Annotated in this window: 3 protein-coding genes and 5 pseudogenes; 6 read left to right on the top strand and 2 right to left on the bottom strand. The window is 57.2% G+C overall.

All coding sequences use genetic code 11. The annotated features are described in order from the left end of the window. Both NKJ09_RS32275 and NKJ09_RS32280 read left to right on the top strand, forming a co-directional pair. Positions 1-277, top strand: a pseudogene (locus NKJ09_RS32275) (IS3 family transposase); the annotation flags it as partial. Between the two features lie 112 nt (positions 278-389). Continuing rightward, positions 390-1503, top strand: a pseudogene (locus tag NKJ09_RS32280) (IS110 family RNA-guided transposase). 167 nt (positions 1504-1670) lie between these two features. Here the strand turns inward: NKJ09_RS32280 and NKJ09_RS32285 are convergent. Then, positions 1671-1907 (bottom strand): hypothetical protein, encoded by a 237-nt coding sequence (locus tag NKJ09_RS32285; RefSeq protein WP_352764759.1) that lies wholly within the window; start codon positions 1905-1907, stop codon positions 1671-1673. 252 nt (positions 1908-2159) lie between these two features. Then, positions 2160-2264, bottom strand: a pseudogene (locus tag NKJ09_RS32650) (IS630 family transposase); the annotation flags it as partial. Positions 2265-3150: 886 nt separating this feature from the next. Here NKJ09_RS32650 and NKJ09_RS32290 point away from each other — a divergent pair. From NKJ09_RS32290 to NKJ09_RS32305, 4 genes and pseudogenes are all read left to right on the top strand, one after another. Continuing rightward, positions 3151-5625: a GcvT family protein gene (locus NKJ09_RS32290; RefSeq protein ID WP_352764761.1), complete on the top strand. Its 2475-nt coding sequence runs from the start codon at positions 3151-3153 to the stop codon at positions 5623-5625. Between the two features lie 224 nt (positions 5626-5849). Beyond that, positions 5850-6462: pseudogene (locus NKJ09_RS32295) on the top strand (electron transfer flavoprotein subunit beta/FixA family protein); the annotation flags it as partial. A 66-nt stretch (positions 6463-6528) separates the two neighbouring features. Further along, a pseudogene (locus NKJ09_RS32300) lies at positions 6529-6675 on the top strand (FAD-binding protein); the annotation flags it as partial. A gap of 194 nt (positions 6676-6869) precedes the next feature. Then, complete coding sequence (locus NKJ09_RS32305) at positions 6870-7073, top strand: IS4/Tn5 family transposase DNA-binding protein (protein WP_352764763.1); 204 nt, start codon at positions 6870-6872, stop codon at positions 7071-7073. The last annotated feature ends 111 nt before the right edge of the window (positions 7074-7184 follow it).

Here is a 7184-nt window from a genome sequence, read left to right on the forward strand (position 1 = left end):
ATCACCTCATGAACGTGAACACAACGCCCGGCCCAGGGATGCCATGGATAAAGAAACTTGCGTTCCTCGGTCCCGTGGGCGTTCTCTCGTCGTGTTGTACAACACCGCGCGGCCGCATTCCCAAATCGCCTGGCAGACACCGGCCGAGTTCGTCACCACCTTCAATCTGCGACGGTCGCTCGCGCTGCGCTATGCCAAAGGCTCCGGGCCAGCGCCCGTCGCTCCACCCGCCCAGCAGGGCACAACCCACGCCGGAAACGAACTCAAAACTGGATAGAAACTGGGGGCAACGTCACTGGGCCTGAGGGTGGCCCGTCATCCGATATGCAACGGTACGAGGGTTAAGCCGGGTGACCGGTACAGAGCCTCATCCATAGGAGACGGGCCTTATGGAACATACCCGATTTGTTGGCTTGGATATTCCCAAAGAACGGATCTCAATTGCCGTGGCGGAGAGCGGACGCTCCGGGGTCGTCGAATACCTTGGCGAGATTGCCAATGATCCTGGCGCGATCAGCAAGGTGTGCCACCGTCTCGAGCGTCCCGGGAGGCCGCTGGCGTTTTGTTATGAGGCCGGACCGTGCGGCTATGGCGTTTATCGACAACTCACAAGCCTCGGCCATCGGTGCGATGTGGTGGCGCCGTCACTAATTCCGATCAAGCCTGGCGATCGGGTAAAGACAGATCGTCGCGACGCCACCATACTGGCCCGTCTTCATCGCGCTGGAGAGTTGACGCCCGTATGGGTGCCTGATGCCGATCACGAGCCATGCGCGATCTGATCCGACTGCGCAGCGTCGTGCGACAGATCGTGACGCATACGCGTCAGCATCTTGAAGGCTTTCTGCTGCGTCACGGCCGCATGCATGGGCAAGGAACGGCGTGGCGAATGGCTTACCGGCGATGGCTGTCGACCCTACCTTTCAACACCCCGCTCAGCAGATCGCATTTCAGGACTATATCGATGCCGTCATGGATGCGGAACGGCGCCTGCAGCGGGTCGAGGAATAGATATCCTGCCTTTTTCCCGAATGGAATCTGCGCCCAGCTGTTGACGCGTTGCAGGCGATGCGGGGGATCGCACTGATCAATGCGGTGGTATTGGTCGCGGAAGTCGGCGACCTCACACGCTTCTCGAATCCGCGCCAGCTGATGGCCTATTTTGGTCTCGTGCCAAGCGAGCAATCAAGCGGTGAGACAATCCGACATACCGGCATTACAAAAACCGGTAACAGCCACGCCCGGCGTGCGCTGGTTGAAGGCGCCTGGGCTTACCGAATGAAGCCGCGCATCGCCCGTCACAAGGTCGACCGGATCGAGGCGCTGCCAAAAATCATTCGCGACATCGGGTAGAAAGCGCAGGTTCGACTCTGTGCCCGATATCGTCGGCTGAGCGCGCGCGGCAAGAATGCCAACGTTGTAAATATCGCCATCGCACGCGAGATGGTTGGCTTCATCTGGTCGATCGCCTGCACGATTCGAACAGCGCCAAGGACGGCGTGACCATGACTTGACAGAAGCCTGCAGAGGAGATCGCAAACGCCACATCAGCCTCGGCGCGTTATGCGGCGCTGGGGGCAGGACAATGCCGGGGAGCCCTCTTGTCCACTATGAGCCTTTGATGCTCGCCATCTTTAGCTTAAACGCCCGCTCAGACACGGCATGGCCCTCTAACTGAACTTACGCCAAATGGTGTAGTTAAAAGTTTGTTCTGTTGGAGTTACATTTTCGAAAACTTGTGCAGCCCAATCGGGGGTCAGTTTTGGAAGCCGTTTGACACGCAACTGCTCATCCAGGCGGTGTAGTCGCTGAGCCGCGTCCTCGATCGCGTCGATCTTCTCCTGGAACACGATCTGCTGCGCGGTATGCTCGAAGTTCTGTCGGGCAAGCCAGCGCCGGTGCGCCAATGTCCAATGACCGCCGTCGGCCTATTCTCGACCTCACCGGACTTCGCCCGTGCGGTCGCCCTCGGCGATCGCCACCGCATGCTTTTTCTTGCTACATCAAACGCGACAAATGCTTCGCTATACTCTCCCATGGCTCGTCTTCGTGCGTGAGGATCGGCTTGGCCCATCCGAGCAACCCTCGTCTTTTAATCGCACGAAAGGGCGGGCCACCGATCTCAGGCCTCGGAACATGACGTCTAGGGCACGTCCTTTTTAATCCGGCTCATATCCTGCGGCTTTGAAGTAATTGGCGCATTCGGCTGGGGCGAAGAGGTCGACGACCGCGCCGACCGCGTCCCACAGAGTATGGTTCTCTCGGCCTTTGCTCGCGTTGCATTCGGCCTGTCGCTCGGCGCGTGCAGCCGCCGGCATCGGCGGCAATCTTCAGCAGAATATCAATGTGCGAAGATGGATAGGCGCCCAAGCCTATCAGAATGGCCAAAGGTCCGGAACGCTAATACCCGCGGTCATCACTGGAGGGGGGCCCTCAGATTATCGCTTGTCGGACAGCACGGCAGTGCTTGTGCGGCACGAGCCGAAATATATCTCTCGCAGGCCAGCCGCCGCAAACGATGTGATAGGTGCTAGCTCCCAACAAGCAAGTCTTCGTGTTGTGCCCTTTGAACGCAGGATTACTGCTCGCAACCAAGCCACATTGGTTAATTGCGGATTCTAGATGAGATATTATCTCTTCGGGAACGAGCTTTCTGTCCGACAAAATCAACAATCGCTGGAGGCCGAATTATGTGCGGTTCATTGAGCAGCATGAGTTAGGCACTAGGTGAGCGCGAGACGTTGCGCGAGAGGCTTAGTCAGCAGCAGGGGAACCCGCATCCAACGGGTCTCGCACTGTTTTGTGTGATTACGAAGCATTCTCGCGACAACGCAAAGTTGGGCTTGAGCTGAGGCGATCTGCGTCCGTATCGGTGTCAAGTCCGGCGCTGGAGTGACTAGTATGCCCATTGTCTATCCCAACGCGGTCGAGCTGTGCAGCGGGTTTTTGGTCAAGGCCATACTTACGTCCGGCCCCCGCCTACGGATGGAGTTGCTCCGGCTCTAGCAAGTAAAGATATGGCTATAAGTGGCACAGTGTGCCGTATCCAGTCCTCAGCAATTTTGGAAGCAGAGTTCCCCAACGGCACCGCGTTCTCCGCAAAAGTAGAGAGCCCGAACGAAGGAATTCCGCCAACACCAGGGAAATAAAATGATTTCAAATTCACCCGTCCGCCCTCGAGAAGTGCCGGTCCGAGTTCACGACGTCGTTATCATTGGGGGAGGGATCGCTGGAACGAGCCTTGCCTATCACCTTGCCAAGCTCGGGGAAAAGGATGTCGTGATCCTAGAGCGGCATACGCTTACATCCGGGACAACCTGGCATGCTGCGGGCTTGATCATGCAGACGCGAGGCACACATGCTCTGACTGAAATTGCGAAATACAATGCGGAACTGTATGCTTCGCTTGAGGCGGAGACCGGCCAAGCCACGGGATTTAAGCAGAACGGCACGCTTGGAGTGGCTCGAACCAAAGATCGTCTCTATGAAACTGCACGCAACGCCTCGGTCGCAAAAAGCTTCGGCCTGGAAGCCCATATGATTTCGCCGCGTGAGGCGGAGGAGCTTTATCCGGCTATCGATTCTTCGATCATTGAGGGTGCCGTCTTCATCCCAAAGGATGGCCAAACGAACCCGATCGATACGTGCATGTCTTTGGCTGCCGGCGCAAAAAAGAACGGGGCTAAAATTCTTGAGAAAACTGAGGTAACCGACCTTTGGAGTACGGCGGGTGGGACGTATCAAGTTCGCACGAACCACGGGGTTATCGAAGCCGAGGTTCTGGTTCTGGCATGTGGCCTTTGGACACGAGACCTTGCAGCGAAACTGGGCGTGCGTGTGCCCCTCTATGCTGCTGAGCATTTTTACACTGTTACCGAGCCTATGGACTTCGTGAAGTCGACGCTACCAGTCCTGCGAGATACGGATGGACACGTATATATCAAGGAAGACGCGGGCAAACTGTTGGTAGGTGCATTTGAGCCTTGGGGCAAGGCGCTTCCGATGGAAAAGCTTCCGAACGATTCGGCCTTTATTGAGCTTTGGGAAGACTGGGAACATTTCGAGTTGCCGATGACTAAGGCGACTGAGATTATACCCGCATTGCAAAATGCTGGGATTGCTAAGTTTTTCAACGGCCCGGAAAGCTTCACGCCGGATCTCCTCTTCATGATCGGTGAAGTGCCCGGCATGAAAAATCTGTTTGTGTCGGCGGGTTACAATTCCGAAGGTATCGAATTTGGCGCTGGAGCAGGCCGCGCGTTGGCTGAGTGGATAGTGGCGGGCGCGCCTCAGATGGATATCAGCTTTGTCGATGTTGCACGTTATCACCCGTTCCAGATCAATCTGAGATATTTGCGTGACCGGATACCTGAAGTATTGGGATTGCACTACAAGATACATTGGCCATGGCACCAGCCCGAGACTTCACGGGGGGTCCGCAAAAGCGCCCTTCACGATCGATGGGCAAAACTCGGTGCCAGCTTCGGCGAAGGGATGGGATGGGAACGACCGATGTGGTTCGCTGCCGAAGGCGGCTCCACTGAAAATGTCTATTCCTACGCGGAACCGAATTGGTTCAAAAATACGAAACTTGAATGCGAGGCGGCACGGTCGGACGCTGTGCTGTTCGACCAAAGCTCGTTCGGCAAACACCTTGTCCAAGGTCGCGATGCCTGCACGTTCCTTCAAAGGCTTTGCGCGGGCAATGTGGACGTACCGGTCGGCAAGCTCGTGTACACGCATATGCTGAACGAAAAAGGTGGAATTGAAACGGACATCACGGTGAACCGTCTGTCGGACACTCAGTTTCTGATTATCTCCTCGGCTACGGTCCACCCGCGCGACAAGGCATGGATTATGCGGCATATTACTGATGATTTGAAAGTTACTCTCACCGACGTCACATCTGCTTACGCCGTGCTGTCTCTGCAGGGACCTAAGTCGCGGGAAATCCTTAGCAAGGTGACCGATGCCGATTTGTCTAACAAAGCCTTCCCGTTTGCCACCAGCCAGGAAATCGACGTGGGCTATGCCCGAGTCATCGCCAACCGTTTGACCTACATAGGGGAGCTCGGCTGGGAGCTTCATATTCCGTCTGAGATGGTGCAGCATGTGTTCGACGTGCTGTGGGAGGCTGGAAACGAACACAATCTGAAACCGGCCGGATATCACGCACTTGAACATCTGCGTTCCGAACGCGCGTATCGAGAATACGAACTGGATTTGACACCGGTTGATACCTTGCTCGAAGCAGGTTTGGCTTTCACGATCGACTGGAACAAGGTAGGTGGTTTCATCGGAAAGGAAGCCAGTGCAGCGCAGAAGGCATCGATGCCGCTCAAGAAGCGGCTGGTGTCTTTCAAGCTGCGCGATCCCGTACCGGTTCTGTTTCGCGAGGAGCTTATACGACTCAACGGCGAGATCGTTGGCTTTATCTCTTCGGGAGTAAAAAGCTTCACGCTTGGGACTTCGATTGGACTAGGCTATGTCAACCATCCCGATGGTGTGACGAAAGATTTGATCGAGAACAGTGGGTGGCAGATCGAAATTGCCCGGGAGCTCTATGACGCCGATGCGTCGTTGCAAGCCTTCTTTGATCCCTTTGGCGAGCGTCTGAGAAGGTAGTTAAAGACTTCGGTTGTTTGCATTTGATCCTCACGTCACAGTGCAGGTAATCGCTGTACTGTAGCAGACATAACTATCATGCAATCATGTTGCTGACCGCTTGGCCGGGGTCTGTTTGATCACGTGAAACACTTGCCACAACGCGCACACAAGAGCGTCACACGACTGACGTCCATGAAAAGCCAGCGAAACTGTAACGATAAATCTCGACAAGGTTTTTGTAAATGAAGGTACTCGTCCCGGTGAAGCCTGTCGTTGATTATAACGCGAAGATCCGCGTTAAGCAGGATGGCATGGGCATCGAGCTTGCCGGAGATCGCGATTGACGAGGCGATCCGGCTAAAGGAAGCCGGCAAGGCGGACGGAGATCATCGTCGTATCGATCGGACCGCAGCAGGCGCAGGAAACCTTGGGCACCGCACTCGCCATGGGCGCCGACCGCGCCATCTTGGTCAAGACCGACGAGCAGACCGAGCCGCTCGGCGTCGCCAAGGTGAAGGGCGTCGTCGAGGCCGAGAAGCCCGGCCTCGTCATCCTCGGGAAGCAGGCGATCGATGATGATTCGAACCAGACCGGCTAGATGCCGGCCGCACTGCTGGGCTGAGCGCAGGGCACTTCGCCTCCAAGATCGTGCTCGACGGCGATCATGCCAAGGTGACACGCGAGGTGGACGGTGGCCTGCAGACGGTGGAACTGAAGATGCCGGCCATCGTGATAGCGGACCTTCGCCTCAACCAGCCACGCTACGCCTCGCTGCCCAACATCATGAAGGCCAAGAAGACGCAGCTCGATGAGAAATCACCGGCCGACTACGGCGCCGACGTCAAGCCGCGGCTGTGTCGAGATTATCTCGGCGGCAGCCGCCCCCGGTCTATCTTATCGAGAATGGCTGTCCGAGACCGCCGTCCAGAACTGACCTCGGCCAAGATCATCATCTCCGGCGTCCGTGCGCTCCTCGGAGAAGTTCCAGGAGGTCATCCTGCCGGTCGGCGACAAGCTGGGTGCAGCCGTCGGTGCTTCCCGTGCTGCGGGGTTGATGCCGGCTATGCGGCGTCACCTTCGTCACAGGGCTACTCCTAGTGCTTGCACTAGGACTGCAGCTTCAGCCTACCTCAGCAAGGCGGCCCTCACCGGCCTCACCGGCCCTCACCGGCTTCCGATTACCCACATCGTCGGCGGGCCTATTGCTCAGTATGAATCTGCCGTGATTCTGTCCGTGACGCCGAATCACGGAGGCGTCACGGATGCGAGACAAGAACGGCAGCAGCGAAGCCGCTTGGCAGGAGGAAGAGCTTTCTGCGGCGGCCCTTCCCGACAAGCGTCTGGCCCGTCGGCTGCGACGGTTGCTGGATCAGATGTCAGCTGCGCCGGGCAAGCCAATCCCGGCGGCCTGCGGCGACTGGGCGGCGGCGAAGGCGGCCTACCGCTTCTTTGAAACCCGCGTGTGACCGAACATAGCGTTCTCGCCGGCCATTTCGCCGCGACTGCGGCCCGCGTTGCGGCGAACGAAGGTCCGATCCTTATCCTGCAGGACACGACCGAATTTATCTACAGCCGCG

It is taken from the genome of Mesorhizobium sp. M0189, assembly GCF_040322135.1.
GTDB lineage: Bacteria > Pseudomonadota > Alphaproteobacteria > Rhizobiales > Rhizobiaceae > Mesorhizobium.